General features: G+C 40.7%; 21 protein-coding genes. 13 read left to right on the plus strand and 8 right to left on the minus strand.

What is annotated here, in order from left to right; translation table 11 throughout:
• Positions 1–28 precede the first annotated feature (28 nt).
• Both RMZ43_RS19240 and recD2 read right to left on the minus strand, forming a co-directional pair.
• Positions 29–979: an RNA polymerase sigma factor, RpoD/SigA family gene (locus tag RMZ43_RS19240; protein ID WP_322655879.1), complete on the minus strand. Its 951-nt coding sequence runs from the start codon at positions 977–979 to the stop codon at positions 29–31.
• A 90-nt stretch (positions 980–1,069) separates the two neighbouring features.
• Positions 1,070–3,316 carry an SF1B family DNA helicase RecD2 gene (gene recD2 / locus RMZ43_RS19245; RefSeq protein ID WP_322655878.1) on the minus strand — a complete coding sequence of 749 codons (2,247 nt, stop codon included), beginning with the start codon at positions 3,314–3,316 and terminating at the stop codon, positions 1,070–1,072.
• 309 nt (positions 3,317–3,625) lie between these two features.
• Between recD2 and RMZ43_RS19250 the strand changes: the two genes are divergently transcribed.
• From RMZ43_RS19250 to RMZ43_RS19275, 6 genes are all read left to right on the plus strand, one after another.
• Positions 3,626–4,381 carry a ParA family protein gene (locus RMZ43_RS19250; protein ID WP_322655877.1) on the plus strand — a complete coding sequence of 252 codons (756 nt, stop codon included), beginning with the start codon at positions 3,626–3,628 and terminating at the stop codon, positions 4,379–4,381.
• Positions 4,378–5,331 (plus strand): ParB/RepB/Spo0J family partition protein, encoded by a 954-nt coding sequence (locus RMZ43_RS19255; protein ID WP_322655876.1) that lies wholly within the window; start codon positions 4,378–4,380, stop codon positions 5,329–5,331. The genes RMZ43_RS19250 and RMZ43_RS19255 overlap by 4 nt, the downstream gene beginning before the upstream one ends.
• 175 nt (positions 5,332–5,506) lie before the next feature.
• Entirely contained in the window at positions 5,507–6,019 is a 513-nt protein-coding gene (locus RMZ43_RS19260) for a hypothetical protein (protein ID WP_322655875.1), read from the plus strand.
• 417 nt (positions 6,020–6,436) lie between these two features.
• Positions 6,437–7,396, plus strand: coding sequence for a ParM/StbA family protein (locus RMZ43_RS19265; RefSeq protein WP_322655874.1), 960 nt, complete (start codon positions 6,437–6,439; stop codon positions 7,394–7,396).
• Positions 7,397–7,406: 10 nt separating this feature from the next.
• Positions 7,407–7,697, plus strand: coding sequence for a hypothetical protein (locus RMZ43_RS19270; protein ID WP_322655873.1), 291 nt, complete (start codon positions 7,407–7,409; stop codon positions 7,695–7,697).
• 433 nt (positions 7,698–8,130) lie between these two features.
• Positions 8,131–9,189: a BMP family protein gene (locus RMZ43_RS19275; RefSeq protein ID WP_322655872.1), complete on the plus strand. Its 1,059-nt coding sequence runs from the start codon at positions 8,131–8,133 to the stop codon at positions 9,187–9,189.
• A gap of 133 nt (positions 9,190–9,322) precedes the next feature.
• Here RMZ43_RS19275 and RMZ43_RS19280 read toward each other — a convergent pair whose 3' ends face one another.
• Complete coding sequence (locus RMZ43_RS19280) at positions 9,323–10,201, minus strand: IS982 family transposase (RefSeq protein WP_322655871.1); 879 nt, start codon at positions 10,199–10,201, stop codon at positions 9,323–9,325.
• 135 nt (positions 10,202–10,336) lie between these two features.
• On the opposite strand from RMZ43_RS19280, the gene RMZ43_RS19285 reads away from it, so the two are divergent.
• The 6 genes from RMZ43_RS19285 to RMZ43_RS19310 all read left to right on the plus strand — a co-directional run bounded on the left by RMZ43_RS19285 (position 10,337) and on the right by RMZ43_RS19310 (position 15,910).
• Positions 10,337–11,806, plus strand: coding sequence for an ABC transporter ATP-binding protein (locus RMZ43_RS19285; RefSeq protein ID WP_322655870.1), 1,470 nt, complete (start codon positions 10,337–10,339; stop codon positions 11,804–11,806).
• On the plus strand, positions 11,803–12,843 hold the full coding sequence (locus RMZ43_RS19290; RefSeq protein WP_322655869.1) for an ABC transporter permease: 1,041 nt from the start codon (positions 11,803–11,805) through the stop codon (positions 12,841–12,843). Before RMZ43_RS19285 ends, RMZ43_RS19290 begins: the two co-directional genes overlap by 4 nt.
• 83 nt (positions 12,844–12,926) lie before the next feature.
• Complete coding sequence (locus RMZ43_RS19295) at positions 12,927–13,865, plus strand: ABC transporter permease (protein WP_322655868.1); 939 nt, start codon at positions 12,927–12,929, stop codon at positions 13,863–13,865.
• Between the two features lie 65 nt (positions 13,866–13,930).
• Positions 13,931–14,632 carry an SDR family NAD(P)-dependent oxidoreductase gene (locus RMZ43_RS19300; protein ID WP_322655867.1) on the plus strand — a complete coding sequence of 234 codons (702 nt, stop codon included), beginning with the start codon at positions 13,931–13,933 and terminating at the stop codon, positions 14,630–14,632.
• 89 nt (positions 14,633–14,721) lie between these two features.
• Positions 14,722–15,633 (plus strand): AAA family ATPase, encoded by a 912-nt coding sequence (locus RMZ43_RS19305; RefSeq protein ID WP_322655866.1) that lies wholly within the window; start codon positions 14,722–14,724, stop codon positions 15,631–15,633.
• On the plus strand, positions 15,623–15,910 hold the full coding sequence (locus RMZ43_RS19310) for a hypothetical protein (RefSeq protein ID WP_322655865.1): 288 nt from the start codon (positions 15,623–15,625) through the stop codon (positions 15,908–15,910). The genes RMZ43_RS19305 and RMZ43_RS19310 overlap by 11 nt, the downstream gene beginning before the upstream one ends.
• Before the next feature lie 218 nt (positions 15,911–16,128).
• Here the strand turns inward: RMZ43_RS19310 and RMZ43_RS19315 are convergent, their stop codons facing one another.
• The 5 genes from RMZ43_RS19315 to RMZ43_RS19335 all read right to left on the minus strand — a co-directional run bounded on the left by RMZ43_RS19315 (position 16,129) and on the right by RMZ43_RS19335 (position 18,582).
• A complete protein-coding gene (locus RMZ43_RS19315) occupies positions 16,129–16,359 on the minus strand; it encodes a hypothetical protein (RefSeq protein ID WP_322655864.1) in 231 nt (76 codons plus the stop codon).
• The gene (locus RMZ43_RS19320) at positions 16,340–16,879 is read right to left on the minus strand and encodes a hypothetical protein (protein WP_322655863.1); all 540 of its coding nucleotides are present in this window, start codon (positions 16,877–16,879) and stop codon (positions 16,340–16,342) included. Before RMZ43_RS19320 ends, RMZ43_RS19315 begins: the two co-directional genes overlap by 20 nt.
• Before the next feature lie 17 nt (positions 16,880–16,896).
• Complete coding sequence (locus RMZ43_RS19325) at positions 16,897–17,220, minus strand: hypothetical protein (protein ID WP_322655862.1); 324 nt, start codon at positions 17,218–17,220, stop codon at positions 16,897–16,899.
• A 20-nt stretch (positions 17,221–17,240) separates the two neighbouring features.
• Complete coding sequence (locus RMZ43_RS19330; protein WP_322655861.1) at positions 17,241–17,498, minus strand: hypothetical protein; 258 nt, start codon at positions 17,496–17,498, stop codon at positions 17,241–17,243.
• A 190-nt stretch (positions 17,499–17,688) separates the two neighbouring features.
• The gene (locus RMZ43_RS19335) at positions 17,689–18,582 is read right to left on the minus strand and encodes a tyrosine-type recombinase/integrase (protein WP_322655860.1); all 894 of its coding nucleotides are present in this window, start codon (positions 18,580–18,582) and stop codon (positions 17,689–17,691) included.
• A gap of 87 nt (positions 18,583–18,669) precedes the next feature.
• Between RMZ43_RS19335 and RMZ43_RS19340 the strand changes: the two genes are divergently transcribed.
• The gene (locus RMZ43_RS19340; RefSeq protein ID WP_322655859.1) at positions 18,670–19,137 is read left to right on the plus strand and encodes a double zinc ribbon domain-containing protein; all 468 of its coding nucleotides are present in this window, start codon (positions 18,670–18,672) and stop codon (positions 19,135–19,137) included.
• Positions 19,138–19,153: the final 16 nt, after the last annotated feature.

Here is a 19,153-nt window from a genome sequence, read left to right on the forward strand (position 1 = left end):
GTGCATCATCTGACGAAAGTAATTCTGCTTAATCAAATAAATACTCTTGAATGTCATTTTGATGATGGCGGAGAATACTTATAGCTTTGACCTGGATTTGACGAATCCGTTCTCGGCTAAGGTTTAGCTGTTGGCCAATCTGAGCGAGATTGAAATGCTGATCGTTCTCCAGACCAAAGCTTAAAGTTAACACAAGACGTTGAATTGGTGTCAATGGTTCTAAGAATTTAGCGACATCTTGCGATAAAAGTTCTTGGGTGAGGAGTTTTTCTGGTGAAGCGCCAACGTCTGCTAAAATTTCGCCCAATTCTGTCTCTTTCTCATCTCCGACTTGTTTATTCAAAGAGATGGCTGTTCGAGAGGCAGCGAGATATTCTCGAAGCTTATCTGTGCTTATGTTTAACAGTATTGCTATTTCTTCAGCAGTGGCATGACGACCGAGTTTTTGAAAGCTTTCTCGCTGCACTTTTTTAATTTTATTAAGTATTTCAGTCAGGTGAACAGGCAATCTAATAGTGCGGGATTGTTCTGCAATTGCTCTGGTTATAGCTTGGCTAATCCACCAGTAGGCATAGGTTGATAGCTTATAGCCCCGGTTGGGATCAAACTTTTCTATACCTTTTTGTAAACCGATTGCTCCTTCTTGGATCAAATCTAAGAATTCCAAATTGCGGTTTTGATATTTTTTAGCAACAGATACTACAAGCCGCAGGTTAGCTGTCACCATTTTTTGTTTAGCTTTTTGACCAAGGTGTAGCACTGCTCGGATTTGTGTTTCAGTTTTTTCAACAGCATTGGCTAACTCTGTTATTGTTGGTTCCCGTTCTAGCTGTTGGGTCAGTTCATTTTTAGATTGCTCAATGGCAATCATTTCTTGTACCTGTCTACCATAAGCAATTTCTTCCTCTGGCTTCAATAAAGGATACTGACCAATTTCTTGTAAATAGACGCGAACCATGTCGGAACTGAGGCTGGACATACAAACTTTTCGACTTTTTTAAATCAGGGGACTTAAAAGTATAAATCAAATAGCTCAATAAAGTTTTCTATTTTTAATAGTCAAAATTCATCAACAATGCAGTCCTGGTTGAAGTAACCTCTGCTGTAACCTTGTGTAACGCCGTTGGTCATCAGTAGAGCGCACCGCCAGAGATATCGCTTTTTTCGCTCCAACCACGATCGCCAGCTTCTTGGCACGAGTTATACCTGTGTAAAACAGGTTTCGGGTCAACATCATATAGTGCTGCATGTAGATTGGCAGAATCACCACCGGATATTCTGACCCCTGACTTTTATGAATAGAAATGCTCCAGGCAAGGGCAATTTCATTCAGGTCAGCGTAATCGTAAACCACAGTCCGCTCACCATATTGCACTGCAACTTCCTGCTCTTCCGTATCAATGTTTTGGATAATTCCTAAGTCGCCATTGAAGACTTCTCGGTTGTAGTCGTTGGTCAACTGGATAATGCGATCGCCCTCACGCAATAAATTGCCACCCCTGTTAATCTCCACCTTGTTAGGGCTGGGTGGGTTGATCAATTGCTGCAATACTGTATTCAGGTTACGAGTCCCGATTACTCCCCGTGTCATCGGGCAAAGCACTTGGACATCAGTGGCAGGATTAAACCCTAAGCCTGGAATCAAATCGGTAATCAACTCGCAGATTGCCTGTACACCATGTTCGGGCTGATGACCTCCACCATGCCACAGACAATCAGACACAGGATTGTCAGAGATTGGCTCGATTGTCGGATAAATTCCTCGATTAATTTGGTGAGCAGCAGAGATGATTGCGCTCTGTTGAGCTTGGCGAAATACCTGGGTCAACCGCACCACGGGCACACGACCAGAATTGATCAAGTCAGCTAGTATTTGACCTGGCCCCACAGATGGTAGCTGGTCAATGTCACCCACCAATAATAGTAAAGCGCCAGCCAATACTGCTTTCACCAAGGAGTAAGCCAGAAACAAGTCAAGCATCGATGCTTCATCAGCGATAATTGCTGTGTGGGGTAAAGGATTTTCGCTATCGCGCTTGAAACCCCTTGAGCGGGGGTCAAATTCTAACAAGCGATGTATGGTTTTAGCTTCCAGCCCTGTCATTTCACCTAAGCGTTGAGCAGCACGTCCAGTGGGTGCAGCTAGGGCAATAGATTTACCCATTGCTTTCCAAAGTGAGACAATAGTGTGAGTAGTGAAGGTCTTTCCAACGCCAGGGCCACCTGTGAGGATCATGATTTTGGAATAGGCTGCTGTTTCTACAGCTTGGCGTTGCTGTTTTGAAAGCTGAATTTTACGGCTAGCGGTAAAACGGTCAATCCAATTACGCACACGCTCAATGTCAGTACCAACAGGCTTTTCTATGCGTTGGCGGATCAGTTGAGCTAAATTCTGTTCTGTATGAAAGTAAGTCGGCTTGTAACAAAGTAGGTTTTTCTCTTCATCCCACTCTCTAATCAGTTCATCTGTTAGAGCCATGTCTTTGATGATTTGTGCAATTGCTTCTTCAGTGGGCTGATGAGATTCAGTAATCAGCAGTTTGATTACCGACTCAATCAGTTCACTTTGTGGTAGATAACAGTGACCATCTTCGGCAGCTTCACTTAAACAGTGGATAATTCCTGCACGGTAACGAAATTCTGAGTCCGGGGCAATTCCGATATTTCGCGCAATTTTATCGGCAGTTAGAAAACCAATACCGTAGATGTCGGCTGCTAGCTGGTAGGGGTTTTTAGTAACAGTGGCAATCGCTTCATCCTTATATTGCTTGTATATCTTCACAGCATAGGTGGTAGAAACACCATGCCCTTGGAGAAACACCATCACTTCTTTGATGGCTTTCTGTGTCTCCCAGGCATTTTTAATTAACTTAATCCGCTTTTTGGCAATACCCTGGACTTCAATCAGCCGTTCAATCTGGTTTTCGATAATGTCGAGGGTTTCTAGCCCGAAGTGAGCAACAATCCGTCTTGCTGTAACTGGACCCACACCTTTGATTAAACCACTGCCCAAATATTTCTCAATTCCGGTGAGAGTGGCTGGTTTGGTTTCTTTGTAGTTGACTACTTGGAACTGTGGCCCAAATTGTGGATGGTCACGCCAGAAACCACTTAGCTGTAGAGTTTGACCTGGCTGAATATTGGCAAAGTTGCCGACAATTGTTGTGAGTTCGTTGCTACGGGGTCGAGTCAGCCTTGCCACGGTGTAGCCTGACTCAGCAGAGTAAAAAGTTAGGCGTTCTACGACTCCGGTGATTGTTTCGTATTGAGGAAAGGCGCTTACTTGTTGAGGGGAAAGATTAGGGGGAGTAGACATTGCCTGTTAGAAGAGGCCGCACATTATTATAATACTGGGAGTCTAGCTATTCTAGTACATAAATACTAAATTAGATATTCAATATTAGTGTCATTGAAAACTTACCCTAGTTCAAGCTTAAAAGCCGGGGCAGTGGGGCTGACACCAGATAAACCATTGCTTAGAGACTGAAAAAGTTAGCAATAATAGAAAGGGCAAAATCATAGTTGAAATGTTAAAGTTCGGTCTACTGAATGTAAGTTTATTTTGCCAGTATGTGACTGATACCGATATTGTTAAGTTGATGTCTTTATTATTTCTGTTCAGTTAATGAGCAAAGTCATTGCAGTTTTTAATCAGTCGGGTGGTGTCAGCAAAACTACTCTGACGATGAATTTAGGCTACCATTTGGCTCAAAGTCAGCAAAGTGTTTTATTAGTGGATATGGACCCCCAGGCTTCACTAACTACTTTTATGGGATTAGAGCCATCTGAACTAGGTAAGACAGTTTATGAAGCTATTCTGGGAGAAGAACCATTACCAATTCATCAGAATATACATGGTATGGATATGGCCCCCGCAAACATCAACTTAAGTGGCGCAGAATTAGAACTTGTTGTCGCAGATATGCGAGATATTCGACTAAAGGAGGCTCTTGAACCAGTTATCGCACAATACCAATTCATTTTAATTGATTGTCCACCAAGTCTCGGTATTCTTAGCTATATTAGCTTGGTGGCAGCCACACATGTACTCATTCCTATTCAAACTGAATATAAAGCTCTAAAAGGAACAGAACTATTGTTAACAACGATTGCGCGTGTCCGTTCTCGGGCAAATCGAAAATTACAGATTGCTGGAGTAGTTCCAACCATGTACGATAACCGAACTGGACAAGGCTCCCAAAGCTTACAGTCAATTACTAATTCTCTATCTAAGATTGGTACCATTTATCCAGCTATTCCTCGATCCGTAGCTTTTGCTGATGCAGCCCAAGAGCATATACCGTTAGCACTTTACAATTCTAAGCATCCATCTGTCACTATTCTCAAACAGATTGCTCAAAGTTTGGAGAAGTTGCCATGAGTCTGAAGAAGCGTGTTAGTCAACCTTATGAAATTAAAGGAGTCGATGCTTTATTTGGAGTTGAAGAAGCAGTAGACAATAGTAGCGCTGCTTTCCTTATCCCAATAGAACAAATAGTTTTACCACATCAACAGCCTCGTCGCTACTTTGCTCCTCAAGCCATGCATGAGTTAGTAGAGTCAATTAAACAGCATGGAATTCTTCAGCCCCTTCTCGTCCGTCCTCAAAAGGATGGAAAATATGAACTAGTTGCAGGAGAACGTCGTTTCCGAGGGGCTAAAACTGCTCAATTAGAGTTTGTACCTGCTGTTATTAGGGAAATGACAGATGCTGAAGCACTTGAACTAGCACTCTCGGAAAATCTCCAAAGAGAGGACTTAAACCCAATTGAGGAAACAGAGAGTATTGTTGCTCTCTTAGGATTAAAACTTAATCAAACCACAGAATCAATAGTTGCTTTACTTCAATCAGCAGCTCATCCAGAACGAGAGGCTGTGGATAACGTTATCCACAGCCAAGAATGGCAGTCTCTACTTGAGGTATTTAACACAATCGGAAAGTTTTCCCCCGAAAGTTTTAGAACCAATCGTCTCCCATTATTAAAACTTCCTATAGATGTTATGGAAGCTCTCCGGTCAGGAGTAATCGAGTATACTAAAGCCAAAGTGATTGCGCGGATTAGGGATGAAGCCCTGCGTAAATCATTACTGTCTGATGCAATTCAAAATAATTTATCTTTAAGTCAAATTAAAGAGCGTCTTGCTGAAATTCAAGCAAACATGCCTGGAAATACAGATAAAAAATCATCTTCTTTAAAAAAGAAGATAGATGAAGCCTACAGTAAAGTAAAAAAATCAAAGGTTTGGGATAATCCCAATCAGCACAAGCGATTACAAAAAATATTAGTAGAGCTTGAAGCTTTATTAGTTGAAAGCAGTGATGATAACTGAAACTACATTTAGTATGGCAATCAGCATTCCGAAAGTCATTCCTTCAAAATAGGCAAATGGCGATTAGATTGTTACAGGAGAAGTGCTTTCTACAACATCGATTCCTTCACTTTGGTAGGAATGATGGCACACTACCTTTTGAAGAGTGATTGGTAAAAGATATTTACGATTGCTAATGCAAATAAGATTTTTACCCTCAATAATAACTGCACTAACGGCACTGACATTAACTAGTTGCAGTACTACTACTGTTGAACAGTATGAAGCTACAACACTCACCAGTTACACCTGGCAAGTTAAATATGCCAATAACCTAACTAGTGAACCACGACCCCGCATTGAAACCTTTGCTACTACTTCGATACTAAATCGGAATGGAGTAAAACCGCTAGGAGCAGTGGTCGGCCCAGATGACCGAGGCTTATGGTGGCCTACTTTACCGCCGCGACCAAGTGTTGATGAAGTTGAACAACGTAAAAGACCTCAAGAAGAGGTAGGTAAACCTGAATTGATCAAAGATATAAAGTACAAACTGACCTATGGGGTGGGTAATACTCAGAACACGCTACCTACTAATTATGATGTTTATCGGCAAGTAGTAAAAGCTTATCCCCAAAAAATTCCTTTGGAATTAACTTTGGGTGTGAATGATAATTCAGTAGAGAAAGCTGAACCTGTAAGCAAGTAGTAACCCACTCGTTACATAGTTAGCAAGAAGTTAAAGATCAAAACTGAATTGCTTTTTAACAAAAAATTGACATTAAAGTATAAATCAAAGAGTCAACGATGATCTAATTTAATTTCTGCTGCGTTGATAAAAGAGATTTCAAAAATTCCTTCTGGGGGCTACATGGGGGCTATATATACCCCAACAATAGCTCAGGACTTTAGTGACATGTTGACCCCCATATAGGGTCTATATAGGTGCTAAATGGGGTACAGTTGACTGGTTAACATTTTGTACCCCATTTAGCCCCCAAGGGGTTATGATAAGCTCTTGAGATTAGAAAAAAAAGAAGTAGTTATTTTATTCTTCTCTCCCCTACTCCCTAAAATTACCTGAACAGATAGCTTTCACAAATTAAAGTGTATTACCTTTGTCTTTATGTCAAACATTCACACCTTACAAAAAATTTTTCCTGCGGGTTTCGATAACGGTTACGGAAGCCTCAAACTTTTAGTCGAAGGATTTGAAGTAGTTCGTGTCCCCAGCTATATAACCAATGCAGAAATGGAAGATGTACCAGGGCGCGTAGTTTTTAACGGGGCTGCTTACACAGTTGGAGAGTCAGCTTACCGGACAGGAAATTATTTTGACCGGAATACCGATAATAATGAAAATAAAGTCAACAACGCGTTGCTGACTTTACTGGGTGCATTGGCACATCTCCCACACCGTAAGGCTTGGCACTTAAAATTAGTTGTCAGCTTACATGACGTTGGTCTGGCATCAGAACTGCAAAAAGTACTCAATGGAGAATATCAGCCAATACTTGCTGGCAAACAATCAGAAGTAAAAGTAGAAGTGCTGAAAGTTGTACTAGAGGGTATGGGTGCATTGTTTGGGCATCCACTACCAAAAAAATTAACCATTTTAGACTTTGGCAATGGTACGACCCTATATTCTCGTTACAACCGGGGTCAGCGAGAAGTTCACACTGCTTACCCCATCGGTGTAGAAGTTCTCATTGATGATATCTCCCAAAAAATGAAACATCTAAATGGAGGAAAAATTGGGGATGCTTCCAAAATCCGATTTTGTTTGGAAATGGGGCATACCAGGTACAGCCGTGACATCGATATCAAAGATGTTTACAGCGCTTGTTTGAAAGATTGGTATGAAAAATACTTGAAGAAAGTGGTGAATCTGACACTTGATGCCAAGCACCAGGGCGATGAAATCTGGGCGATAGGTGGAGGCTGCCTGTTACCAGGATTTAAGAAGCTGTTGGAGAAGAACGGGTTCAAAATTCTGGACAATCCAGTGGAAGCCAATGTCTTTGGGCTTTTGGAGATGGCAAAAACCATCAGCAGTAAGAACCCAACTACTACATCTTTTAAGTAAAGTTATAACAATGGCAGATAAAAAAGACTTAGCACCGGAAAAAGTTCGCCTCAAAGATAATTACCGAGAGCGCATATTTGCAGAATCGCAAAAACTAGATAAAAGTTACCTGGACACGCTTTACTTTATAGTTGATTGCTATTTTGTTTTCATCAAGGCTGGATTACCTGCACAACTTTTACCTGACTCACCTATTAATACTGAATCAAACCAACTCACGTCTTGGACTCAAACTCCATTTCCAGAGGAGAAAGAAGAAGATTATGGTGGGGAAACATTCAGCCTTGATTTTGATTTGTAACCCCTAGCTCAATAAAGTCTGACACGATTAACTTTTTATCTTTTCTTTAATTCTAGGTTTTTACTATCGCTCTTCAATCACTCTCATCAAACAATAATCGAAGCAGAAAACTGAAACTATCACCCAATCAAGGTTTGAGGCTTTATTTTCTAATAGAAATTCAAAAATCTAGCTAAAAACTGAAAACCGAAGTCTCGTAAGCCTTGCAGCGATTGCTTTTCCCAAGATTGATGGAAGAACGCTATAGAAATCCTATTTGATTTTTGAAAAAGAGTACGAGATAATACGGCTGAGTGAACAAGTGTAAAAGCAGACTATGATAAACGAGGAGAGACGTTTTTGTGTCTTGATTGAGAAATCCGAGAGAAATTGTTTCCAAAAGACCACCTACGACTTTAGAGTTTTGAAATAACTATCTATCTGAAGGCGAGGTATGACAACAAGCTTTAGTCGGCGTGAATTTATCTTGTTCGGTTCAGCAGCATTTGCTACTAGCTTAGTGGTGGAAGCTTGCAGTAATAAGCCAACGACACCAACAGCGACAACAATGGGTGGTACTGAAGGGTTTAAAATAGCGATCGCTCTCCCTGGAATGATTACTGACAAAGGCTGGAATCAATCTGGTTATGAAGGAATTAATCTAGCAAAACAAAAGCTAAGTACAGAAACCGCCTATGTAGAAAAAGTAGCACAAGCAGATCAAACAGAAGTATTAACAGATTTTGCTCGTAAAGGCTACAATCTCATCTTCGCACATGGCGGACAATTTGATGCTGCAATTGAACAAGTCTCTTCACAGTTCCCCAATACATTTTTTGTGGGTGTGAATGGTAATCTTAAGGCTGAGAATATTGCTTCTTTACGAATAGATCACCTACAAGCTAGTTATTTGTGTGGTATTATCGGCGCTTCTGTCACTAAATCTAATAAATTATCTTATATTGCTGGAGAGAAGTTCCCCGCTACCGAGGGAGAACTCCGGGGATTTGAATTAGGAGCAAAGTCTGTTAAACCAAATATCCAAATTACCTCTACTTTTACAGGTGATTGGAATGATGTTGCCAAAGCCAAGGAAGCGACGCTCGCATTAATTTCTTCTGGTGCTGATGTCATCTATCAATGGTTAGATAATGCCTCAGCCGCAGTCTTACAAACAGCAGGTGAAAAAGGAGTATATGCTTTTGGCAACACTAAGGATCAATTAGATGTTGCACCAAAAGCTGTTTTAACCAGCGCTGTAAAACGCTTAGATTTAGCCATCGCTTACATAGCAGAATTAGCTAAACAAAAAAAAATCAAAGGACAAATATATACAATTGGGTTAGAGAGAACAGATATCTTATTTTTAGGAAAATTCGGGGGAATTATACCAGAAGTAGTAAAGCAAAAGGTATTGAATGCAAAGCAAGATATTGTTAATAAAAAAATCGTTTTTGAAGACTGTAAAGAGGCTGGTAAAGATACGCGCTGCGTAAAAAAAGCAACAACATAGTACCGCAGGGCGGAAGCCAAAAAGCTTACAGGGCAGAGTTTTTGGCGATTTGGAATGGGCGATTTATTATGCTGTACTGTAATAGGTTTAGTAGACTAGATTAAAAAACTTTTCTAGTAAACCTGAGTTCGGGTTAAGCAGATTGAGGTAAAAGCCATTCCATCTGAAGGCTGGGTTTCTTAGGTTGATGGCAATAAGCGATTAATCCGCACAGAACGTTAACGCAGAAATTAACGGGGCTTCGATGTCTAGAATGTTCAATTTGAGAAATATTCTTGAGTTGATCATTAATAGTCTCAATAATGGAGCGTTTACGGGATAAGAGCTTGTCATGGAGATGCATCAAATGGTTTTTCATGTTGCGACGGGGTTTGGCAAAAAATTTAATGCCGAACTCTTGCAAAAGTTGAGAAGCCAGTTTTTGAGAGACATATCCGCGATCGCCAAATATTTTGCCAAACAGATCACTGAGTAAATCGGGAACTGGTTGACGGTCATCAATATTACCAGGAGTAAGAACCACATTTAAGAGTTGACCAAGTTCATTGACGACAAGATGAAGCTTAAACCCGAAAAACCAATCCACAGAAGTCTTTCCACGAGCGGCTAAATCTTCAAAAACTTTATGCCGAGAAATCCGACGATTATGGCAGACCTTCAGACATGTTGAATCGATAAAACCGATACCCGTACACTGTCCAAAACAATGCTTCAGGTAAACGCACAAAGGTATCAAGGTTGATGGTATCCATTCAATGAATCGTTGATAACTCGGCAGTCCCGGAAAAGCATAACTCCATTGCTGTTTGACATGATTCAAATAAAAATGCTTGAAATTCCGGTAGTGATTTTGATGAAATGCAATCAGTATCGTCATTATTTCACTTAAACACAGACTTCTAGCCCGAATCCGTCTTATTCCTCCATGTACCAACAGCTTTTTGTGCCATTGGCTTTCAAACACCTTACAAAAATCATCTACATGGCAGAACAAAAATTCTAAACTAAACATAGGACAGGTGCTGGATTTGACGTTATTTTCAGCTTACTACCTGTCCCTTTCCTTATCCCGAACTCAGGTTAGTAAGGACTTTAGTCCAGATTTTGAGGACTAAAGTCCTCACTATGAGCTATCATTTGAGTGAATATGAACTATTTACGCTTAAACAATATTACCAAACGCTTTGGGTCTTTTATTGCTAACGATAATATCAACCTCTCTGTTGCATCTGGAACCATTCATGCAATACTAGGCGAAAATGGTGCAGGTAAGAGTACTTTAATGAATATTATTAGTGGACTCTATCAACCTGATGCTGGGGAGATTTATCTTCAAGAACAATCAATAAAAATTACTTCACCAAATAAGGCAATTAAATTAGGGATTGGCATGATTTACCAACACTTCATGCTTGTACCGAAATTGACTGTCACAGAAAATATCATCTTAGGGATGGAGAAAACTTGGCGGCTAAATTTACAAGATAAACAGCAAGAAATTGCTGCATTATCCCAAGCTTATGGATTAGAAATTGACCCCACTGCCAAAGTTGAAAATTTATCTGTTAGGGCACAACAACGGGTAGAAATTCTCAAAGTTCTCTACCGTCGAGCAAAGTTGTTGATTCTTGATGAACCTACAGCAGTTTTGACACCGCCAGAAGTAGAATCATTAATTGCTATCTTGCGACAATTGGCAGCCGCAGGTAACACAATCATTTTTATCAGTCATAAATTAGAAGAGGTAATGAATCTCTGTGAATCAGTAACAGTTTTGCGCCAGGGAAAGGTAGTAGCAACAATATCAACTTCAGCAGCTACACCTCAGCAGTTAGCAACATTAATGGTAGGACGGGAAGTAGCTTTACAGTTAAATAAAAGTCCGACATTACTAGGAGAAATCATTCTGTCAGTGCAAAATTTACAAGTTGCTGATGAAAGAAATATTCCTGCTGTAAATAATGTATCTTTTGAGCTGCGGGCGGGAGAAATTTTAGGAATTGCTGGTGTCGATGGGAATGGGCAGCGAGAATTAGCTGATGCCATTGCTCTTGTGCGGACTATTAAGCAGGGTAAAATTGAGTTTACGCCCAAGCATTCCTCAGTGGGCTACATTCCAGAAGATAGGCAGACAATGGGATTGGTATTGCAATTTAGCATCGCCCAAAATTTGATTTTAAAAGCTTTTAAATATCTGCCATTTTGTCGCCGTTTTTTGTTACAACCAGAAGCGATCGCTAATCGTGCCCAAGCTGCAATGCAAGAGTTTGACATTCGGGCGAATGGGATTGATATCAAGGTAAGTCAGCTTTCGGGAGGAAATCAACAAAAAGTGGTGTTAGCGCGAGAACTGGCGCAAACACCAGCTTTAATTATCGCTATGCAACCCACAAGGGGGTTAGATGTTGGGGCGACAGTAGCCGTCCAGTCTCGAATCTTAACAGAACGCGATTGCGGTGCGGCAATTTTGTATATTTCTACTGAGTTAGAAGAAGTGATGGCAATGAGCGATCGCATTGCCGTAATCTACAGAGGTGAGTTTTTGGCTATTTTGGATGCAGCCACGGCGAAGGTTGAAGAAATTGGTTTTTTGATGGCTGGTGGGGTTAATCAATGATCCCAACTAATCGCATGAAATTCCTGTTACCAATCCTATCACCGCTAATTGCCATCGCCTGTGCCCTCATCGTTGGTGCTATCCTCATGCTAATTGCTGGGGCAAATCCCATCACTGCATACAGCATCCTATTTCAAGAATCTCTCTCTACCTACTTTGGATTTGGTAACACCCTCACCAAAATGACACCGCTATTGTTCACCAGCTTAGGCGTTTTAGTAGCGTTGCGGGCTGGGCAATTTAATATTGGTGGAGAAGGACAAATTTATCTGGGTGCGTTGGGAAGTACTTTAATTGGGTTATATGTGCAAGGATTACCTGCGGTGATTCATATCCCCTTAGCACTTTTGGCAGGATTTCTTTTTGGTGCAGTTTGGGGTTGGATTCCTGGTTATCTCAAAGCCATGCGCGGAGTGAATGAGGTAATTACTACATTATTGCTCAACTATATCGCGATGAATTTAGTTAGCTACCTCGTACAAAACCCATTAATGGCCACAGGTGCGCCTAGTCCTTATTCGCCATTAATTGCTCAAACATCGCGTTTGCCGATTCTCTTACCGCAAAGCCTTGCCCATGCTGGGATTTTATTCGGTTTAATTGCCGCAGGTATTTTATGGGTATTGTTAGTGCGATCGCCTCTAGGTTATCAAATTACAGCAGTGGGATTTAACCCGATTGCTGCCCGTTATGCCCATATATCTGTTGAACGTACCATTATGCTGGTGATAGCTTTTTCAGGTGGTTTAGCTGGGTTGGCTGGGAGTTGTGAGGTGATGGGGTTGAAATATCGGCTATTTGAACAAGTTTCACCAGGTTACGGATTTGATGCCATTGCGATCGCTTTTTTAAGTCGTGGTAGTGTTGTCGGTGTAGTCTTAACTTCTTTGTTTTTTGCAGCGCTTCGCAGTGGTGCAAATGTGATGCAGCGTAGTGCAGGTGTGCCGGTAACAGTAGTTTACGCGATTCAGGGGTTTATGGTGTTATTTATTGCTATTAGTCTCGCAGTCGAAAGAGAAATAAGAGTAAAAACGTAGAGGGACGCGGAGGTTTAACGCAGAGGAACACAAAGAAAACTCTGCGATACTTTGCGCTTCACTCTGCGTTTAAAAATAACTCCATGAATAATTTCAACTTCTTCTTTGATTACTTAATCGCTACCTTACGACTAGCCGTCCCCCTAGCATTTGCAGCCCTTGGAGGATTGTACTCGGAACGAGCGGGCGTCTTAAATATCGCCTTAGAAGGAATGTTGCTTACAGGTGCTTTTACTGCTGCTGCTGCCACTTTCTACATAGGTAATCCCTGGCTTGGTATCCTCGCTTCCTTAATTGCAGGTGGATTAGTCGGACTACTTCATGCTGTTTTGTGTGTAACTTTGCGTGTCGATCAATTGGTATCCGGGCTAGCAATTAATCTCGTTGCAGCTGGATTAACATCGTTTTTAGCCCGGTTAGTGTTTAGTGGCAGTAGTACGCAGCAGTTACCTGGAATTGGGGCAATTACTATTCCTGGTTTAGCCAATATTCCCCTAATCGGGGCGCTACTATTTCAGTCAGATTTTTTAGTATACTTATTATTTATCTTAGTCATTTTAACTACATACATTTTATTTAAAACTAGCTTTGGATTGACATTGCGGGCAGTGGGAGAATCTCCGAAAGCTGCTGACACAGCAGGTATTTCTGTAGCATTTGTTCGTTATATCGCTGTGGTGATTAGTGGCTGTCTTGCGAGTTTAGGAGGTGCTTATTTAACTCTCGTACAAGTAAGATTTTTTGCAGAAGGGATGAGTGCTGGTAAAGGATTTATTGCGATCGCAGCATTAATTTTTGGCAGATGGCATCCTATAGGTAGTGCTTTAGCTTGTTTGCTATTTGGGGCTACAGAAGCTTTACAACTGCGAATTCAGGCATTAGGCGCAAATATCCCTTACCAATTTTTAGTCATGCTACCTTATGCGATCGCTTTATTGGCATTAGTGGGATTAGCAGGAAAATCTACACCTCCTAAAGCTTTAGGTACTCCCTACTTTGGAGAAAATCACCAGCCACACTAAAAAAACGTACTATTCCCTGATTCAACATTTCTGCAAGCATTCTTAACACAAGGTAGAACATAACTATGGAATCCACGCAAGACAAATGGGCATTAGTCACAGGTGGGAACCGAGGGATTGGGTTTGCCATCGCTCAAGGTCTACTAGCAAAAGGTTACTCGATAATTATCACTTCACGTTCGCTTGATAACGCAAAACTTGCGGTACAGAAGCTTCAACCAAAGGTAATTCCTCTCGAATTGGATGTAACTAACGATCGCTCTATCGATGAAGCAGTAAAAACCCTGCACCAGAAAATTGCTCGGTTAGATGTTTTAATCAATAATGCTGGAGTGTATCCAGACAAGGATGTAAATATTCTTACCATTTCTCGTGAGTTACTTGATTCCACCATGAATGCCAACACCTTTGGCGCAATTCGGATGGTACAGGCATTTTTACCCCTATTGGAAAAATCCCCCGATGCCAGAGTTGTCAACGTTTCAAGCGGATATGGAGCATTAGAAGACTTGTCTTATGATGTCCCAAGTTACTGCCTATCAAAGCTGGCATTAAATGGGGCAACAATTATGCTGGCACAAGCTCTGCAATCCTTCGGAATTGTTGTCAATTCCATTTGTCCGGGCTGGGTTCAAACAGATATGGGTGGGTCATCAGCACCGCGCACGCCAGCAGAAGGAGCCGACACTGCAATTTGGCTCGCTACTGATGCTCCACGCAATATAAACGGTAAATTTTTGCGAGATCGTAAAGTAATTTCTTTTTAGATGTTAATTGTCGCTATAGTTTTTTACCTTGAAAAAGCATACATCTTCTATGGCTTGAAAAACCCCACCTCCTCTCGACGTATTTAATAATGGATTTATTTGACCAGCATCTTGCAAAAATAACTGAAGAATCAGCACCACTGGCGGCTAGGATGCGTCCCCGGACACTCGATCAATTTATTGGTCAAGAGCATATTATCGGGCAAGGAAGACTACTGCGGCGTGCTATTAGTTTGGATCAACTGTCTTCCTTAATCTTTTCTGGGCCACCAGGGACTGGCAAGACTACTTTGGCGCGTGTTATTGCCAACACCATCCGCGCTCACTTTATCGCTATTAATGCCGTACTTTCAGGAGTCAAAGAAATTCGAGCCGCAATTGAAATAGCCCAACAAAAGCGCAAGTTCCATAATCAACGAACTATTCTTTTTGTCGATGAAGTCCATCGTTTTAACAAGTCTCAGCAAGATGCTCTATTGCCTTGGGTAGAGAATGGTACAATTATTCTCATTGGTGCTACCACCGAAAATCCTTTTTTTGAAGTCAATAAGGCACTTGTCAGCCGTTCGCGGATTTTTCAACTTCAAGAATTAACTGATAAAGATTTATACAAAATTGTTGAGCAAACACTCTTCGATTCGGAACGCGGTTATGGCAAGTTAACAGTACAAATTGACGTAGATGCTTTAGCTCATCTAGTTAATGTTGCTAACGGTGATGCTCGTTCATTATTAAATGCTTTGCAACTAGCTGTAGAGACTACACCCCTCGATGCTACAGGTGTTATTCATATTCCTCTAGCAGTGGCAGAAGAATCAATTCAACAGCGTGCTGTTTTATACGACAAAGAAGGGGATGCCCATTTTGATACCATTAGTGCTTTTATCAAAAGCTTACGAGGTTCTGACCCAGATGCAGCACTCTATTGGCTGGCCAAAATGGTTTATGCAGGTGAAGACCCGCGTTTCATTTTCCGTCGGATGTTAATTCTTGCTAGTTGAAGATGTCGGATTGGCTGACCCACAAGCGGTTGTCGTTACAAATGCTTGTGCTGAAGCATTTGATCGCGTAGGAATGCCAGAAGGACGTTATCATTTAGCGCAGGCAGTACTTTATTTAGCTACTGCACCAAAATCCAATAGCATTATGGGCTTTTTTGATGCTTTAGCCGCAGTAGAAGGCATCACCGTGCCAAAACGGGAAAATTGTACGCTAAGGCTAAAAGCCTTTCTCCATAAGCATCTTAGCCACCCATTTTTCAATAACACCCGTAAGTGAGATTGAGCCTCCTATAGGTGTAATTTGGCGTAGATACGTAGATACAACGAAGCTTTCAGCAGAGGCAAGCTAGTCTGAAAGTACTGCTATGGATCACTTTAGACAGTCTATTATTCATTTATCTTTGCTTGCTAATTGTTGCTATTTGACATGAAATCAAGCCAGATTCAAGTAATGCCAGTATCAAAACAACTAAATTAATCAAAATCTCCCTAAAGTCACATTGGGTTTTCCACGCTAATTTTTAAATGTTGCCAGGAATCGCTTGTAGTACAACACCTTACGCTATTTTTCATAAACTGCTTCCACTCTTTGGGTTCGTTGTCTTGGTACTCAAATAGCTCCCACCCATCAGGTTGAATTAAAATATCTTGTTCACGATTCCAAGCGTAAGCCCATATATAATTACTTTCAGTAGGTACAACGTTTTTATTGATACAGGTTTCCATACATATTCTCCATTTTGTCACGGCTATCTAATTGGTAAAGAAAAGAGTAAATGTAAACACGTATATCAGTAGCTTTATGCCAACCAGCAAGTACAGCATCATCTGAAATGTCTGCAAGAACTACCAAACCATCTTCTTTATCCATACGGTAAGGTAAAGGTTCAGCGCTGAACCAACCGTAAGCGATCGCTTCCTTGTCTTGCTCAAAAACGAAAACTTCTAAACTCTGCTCGTATTTTGAATAGCAGTAAGGTAAATAGCAAGATGGATACTCTCTTAGGATTTCACGATTAACTGTGTATGATCGCCAGCGTAGTTGCTCCCCCTTAATTTCTTTTGGATTAGTTTCTAGCCAATCATAGAGCTTCTTGGCTTGCTGCAATGCGTGGTCTTTGCCTTCAAAAACAACGTTGGGAAGAAAAATATCGCCGTCAAAGTGCAGCGTAATTTCAAATAAATCCTTGCCTTCGTCTTCTGCTTCTGTTACCTCAATAATTCCAGCTTTATATAGTTCAGACATAATCCCATTATGATTGCTTACTTGGCAGAAATTAGAGCTTTTGGAAACAAAAAATCAGAATACTCATGGTAATTATTCCCAAAAACCTCATAAGCCCAGTTAACGGGTGACATTGGAAACCATCCACACCGCTCTCTATCCCAGTAACTCTTGTGATTGCTTTCACGGGCTTTATGTGAAAGCACATCTTTTATCTGTGTGCTAAGAATCCATTTATCTCCATTTGGGAAATACTCAAACCACATCAGTAATTGATTTAAATTTTCATCAATTTTGCAGTGCATATCTGATTCTATGTACTGTTTAGTTCTGTTTTGTAAAAAAGCAAAATGATTAATCATAATTTCCTTTTAGATTATTATCAATCAAGACAACTTTTAATTGTTTTAATATCATCAGATAAATCTTTTTTTAATAATTTTAAACTAATAATGAAGTCGTACATATAATCATTAATACCAATCTTACTTAAATCAACATTATCCGTATTTAGCTCCTCCCGTAAATCTTCTAATGAATCAATAACATGGTCAATCCTAGTAATATTTTCACCAAAATTACTAAGCCAGTACTTAAGACGTTCTTCCATTTCCTGTGCCTGCGCTTTGTTTTTAGTCATAATTCCCTTTTCGTCACTTGATAGATAATCTTGTTTTATTGTTTTTCAGTGCGATGGCTGATGCTTTGTCTGAGTGGTTGATTATCCTTATTTTGTTGGTGCAGAGTAGTATGTATTCTCTGCACCAAGGATGGTATGTTTTGGCAAAAGTATTGTTTTATTATCACACTTAGTTAGTTATATGCTGAAATTATTCAGAAAAGTTTGGTAGGCTTTTTAACGCCAATTGTGCCACAATTTCTGCACGCTGTGACGTTACTTTTTGATACCGTAATGTTGTCTGAATGCTTTCATGTCCCATGAGCGCCCTGAGTTCTTCAATCCCCATTAATCCCACTCGCTCTGTAGCAAAAGTGTGCCGTAGGTCGTGAATACGAATGAATTGGAGTTCAGGACTATCTCCAATGAACTTAGTCCAAGATTTATGCGCCATGCGGTAAGAAAGGCGGGATACTTCTAAAGTTTTTGGCTGTTGAGCAGTAAACAGTGCTGGATGCTTAGGATGTCTATAATATTCAATGTAGTTATTTAGACTCGTGAGTGCTACTTCACTGTAAAAACACCACCGTTGCTTGTTGCCTTTCCCAACAACCTGAAATTTTCGAGCTTCGAGGTCTATGTCATCTAAATTTAGAGCCAGTACCTCAGCAATCCTAGCGCCACTGGTATGCAACAAATGCACCAATGCAGACAAACGAATATCTTTTTTGATGACACCATACAGGATACTTAATTGGTATGGAGTAAGGTAACGCACAGCCTCATCAGTAGCGTGTTCTCCTTGTTCTCGACTGGGTTTACGTCTTGTGAGTCCCGCAACCGGATTGGATTTGAGATATCCCATATCAACAGCAAAACTGAACAAAGCCGTGATTACAGCTTGATGACGGTGGTGGGTCGTATAGGAAACATCAGTTAAATGATTGAGATATTCCATCAAAACTTGTCTGTCGATGATTTCTATTGACCATCGACCGTACTCCTTGAGCAAGGGGATAATCGTAGACTGATATGAACGCAGAGTACTTTTGGCTAGTCCTGAACGTTCTAAAAACTTGGTGGCTAAAGCTGCTAAAGTCATCATTACTTTAGAGGAGCTTTTTACAATTTATTTGAATAAAGGTTTAGATATTAACTTATCATTAACAAATATATTTTCAGATATATTTTGATGATTGTAACAGAACATTCAACGCGACCATTGGGAGAAGAAGGGCTTGCTAATTACGTCCAGAGATTGCGAGGTCAGCTTTCTTTAACCCAAAAAGAGTTGAGTTTTAAAGCGGGAATACATATCCAGACCATCCGCAAAATTGAGGGTGGACAAACTTCGAGACTGAATCAAAAGGCTAAAGGCGGTTTAGCTGCGGCGTTGGGAATACCACCGGAGTACCTAGATGCGGCAGCGAAGAAAGTCTCCCCAGAAACAATAACTACGTTAAAATTTTGTCCTAAATGTTGGACTCCAGGAACTACTCCTGACCAAATGTGGACAGACTTACGGTCGAAGTATTGCTTTGCTTGTGGTACAGCTTTACGGAATCGCTGTGTTAGTTGTAATGAACCAATTATGTCATTGAAATTTAAATTCTGCCCTTACTGTGGCGCGAATTATAAACAAAATCAAACTACTTCTTAAAAACTGAATATCCAGG

The organism is Nostoc sp. CmiVER01 (assembly GCF_034531135.2).
Classification (GTDB): domain Bacteria; phylum Cyanobacteriota; class Cyanobacteriia; order Cyanobacteriales; family Nostocaceae; genus Nostoc.